Source organism: Allobosea sp. 2RAB26 (genome assembly GCF_052115465.1).
Lineage (GTDB): Bacteria > Pseudomonadota > Alphaproteobacteria > Rhizobiales > Beijerinckiaceae > Allobosea.
This window is the reverse complement of record NZ_JBFRGS010000058.1, coordinates 1-1368: the sequence shown is the minus strand read 5'-3', so window position 1 is coordinate 1368 and position 1368 is coordinate 1. Positions and strand designations below refer to the sequence as shown.

Genomic DNA, 1368 nt, shown 5'->3' with positions numbered 1-1368 from the left:
CATTTGCCAATGCCGCGGTAGACATGCCCGGTGGTTTGGCCCGGGGGGTCGCGGGCCGGATCCCCTGTCGCGGGCCAGTGGCCCTGAATGATCTCGGCAGTCTGGCCGCTCTCGCGGAGCCTCTCGCACAATTCGCTGGCAAAGCTTGCTCTGCTGGCACCGGTGGCGCCGAAAAGATCAATGATCATAGGCCGATACCCTTGCATTGAGAGGCAGTGCCACTGCATTGGGGGCCGGGCGGCACTCCGGCGTGTTGACACTCTGCTCCCGTGATTGCCGTCGTTCGGCGGCGATGGCGGCTCCACCCTGACGAAGCAGGGAGACCGTGCAGCAGGCGACCCCGCAGGCCTCCCACGATCGGCGTCGGTTGTTCGTCGCGCATCGGATCAACCCTGTCTTCGGCGGCCGGCTGCGGGATTGACCTCAACCGGCTACGCCTGGGGCGCGGCCAGTTCATCCTTCGAATGAACGAAGCCGGCGTCGATTGCGCCATGGCGGCGCCTCGGCGCAGGGGCCGGAACGGGCGGCCGGACAGCCAGGAAATGCCGGGTCATCCTTCGTTCGGAGGATGCCGAGCGCCTGCCCGGCGCGTACCAGAGACAAGCTTGGCTCGCTCGGGCGCAGCTGACTTTTGAAACCGAAGCCCCGAGCGGGAGGAGTCCTCGTTTCTTGTGCGACCTGGGCGCCGACCGTGGGCGCCTCGGCTCCAGATCCTCGCATGCGTCTCGATGACCGGATGGTCGCATGAGGCGAGAGCTCGGGCTCAGCGGCAACCGAGCCTCGGTGGGTACGCAGGATGCCGGCTCGGGCGCCCCGCCTGCCCTGTTGTCAGGAGCGTTCCAACAGCTTCCGACGCCTCGAGCGGGTGACAAGCCCCCAAGCATCCGCAGGCGAGAAGCCATCGGCGATTCACCCTGGGAGATTGCGATGCCGGTCGTTCAAATGCGTCCATTCAGCTATGATATCTGTGATCACTCAACGGCCGCCGAGGTCGAGCGCATCAAATCCGCCTATGCGAAATATGCGGAGAGAGATCGCGGAAACCCGGACAGGGAGAGACGCCCCGGGCGCCTACGCATGGTGCGCGATCGCGATGTCGCCCTGTACAGGTTGCTCGATCGGGAGGCTGCCCCTCCCCTCAAGCAATATCGTGTCCTGGACCTGGGCTGCGGGACGGGGGATCTGGTCCGCCGTCTGCAGCGCTACGGTTTTCCCAACGACCGCCTGTTCGGGATCGACCTGCTTCCGGAAGCCCTCGCGACCGCCAGACGAAAATGCCCGGACGTGTCGTTCACGGAAGCCAATGCGGAGAATGTACCGTTTCCCGACCAGCATTTCGATTTCATCCTGGTCTTCACGGTGTTCTCC

At 65.0% G+C, this 1368-nt stretch carries 2 protein-coding genes; one reads left to right on the top strand and one right to left on the bottom strand.

Annotated features, from left to right (window positions below; translation table 11 throughout):
* On the bottom strand, positions 1-188 hold a 188-nt coding region (locus tag AB4118_RS33965; RefSeq protein WP_441493892.1), incomplete at its 3' end, for a hypothetical protein.
* A gap of 595 nt (positions 189-783) precedes the next feature.
* On the opposite strand from AB4118_RS33965, the gene AB4118_RS33960 reads away from it, so the two are divergent.
* A partial coding sequence (locus AB4118_RS33960; RefSeq protein WP_441493891.1) for a class I SAM-dependent methyltransferase occupies positions 784-1368 on the top strand: 585 nt, incomplete at its 3' end.